The organism is Enterobacter sp. E14S (assembly GCF_055666685.1).
The window spans coordinates 1-929 of sequence record NZ_JBVODQ010000023.1 but is presented as its reverse complement, the minus strand read 5'-3'; the positions used below and the strand labels follow the sequence as shown (position 1 = coordinate 929).

Genomic DNA, 929 nt, shown 5'->3' with positions numbered 1-929 from the left:
GACACCCCGACTCGCCACTACGCACACGTAGACTGCCCAGGCCACGCCGACTATGTTAAAAACATGATCACCGGTGCTGCGCAGATGGACGGCGCGATCCTGGTTGTTGCTGCGACTGACGGCCCAATGCCTCAGACTCGTGAGCACATCCTGCTGGGTCGTCAGGTAGGCGTTCCTTTCATCATCGTGTTCCTGAACAAATGCGACATGGTTGATGACGAAGAGCTGCTGGAACTGGTAGAGATGGAAGTTCGTGAACTGCTGTCTCAGTACGATTTCCCGGGCGACGATACCCCAATCGTTCGTGGTTCTGCTCTGAAAGCGCTGGAAGGCGAAGCTGAGTGGGAAGCGAAAATCATCGAACTGGCTGGCTTCCTGGATTCTTACATCCCAGAACCAGAGCGTGCGATTGACAAGCCATTCCTGCTGCCAATCGAAGACGTATTCTCCATCTCCGGTCGTGGTACCGTTGTTACCGGTCGTGTAGAGCGCGGCATCATCAAAGTTGGCGAAGAAGTTGAAATCGTTGGTATTAAAGAGACTGCGAAGTCTACCTGTACTGGCGTTGAAATGTTCCGCAAACTGCTGGACGAAGGCCGTGCTGGTGAGAACGTTGGTGTTCTGCTGCGTGGTATCAAACGTGAAGAAATCGAACGTGGTCAGGTTCTGGCGAAGCCAGGCTCAATCAAGCCACACACCAAGTTCGAATCTGAAGTGTACATCCTGTCCAAAGACGAAGGCGGCCGTCATACTCCGTTCTTCAAAGGCTACCGTCCACAGTTCTACTTCCGTACAACTGACGTGACCGGTACCATCGAACTGCCAGAAGGCGTTGAGATGGTAATGCCAGGCGACAACATCAAGATGGTTGTGACTCTGATCCACCCAATCGCGATGGACGACGGTCTGCGTTTCGCAATCCGTGAAGG

1 protein-coding gene is annotated in these 929 nt (G+C 53.4%); it reads left to right on the top strand.

Going from position 1 to position 929, the window contains the following annotated elements; genetic code table 11:
• On the top strand, positions 1 to 929 hold a 929-nt coding region (tuf, locus tag ACZ6J2_RS21785), incomplete at both ends, for an elongation factor Tu (RefSeq protein ID WP_047749302.1).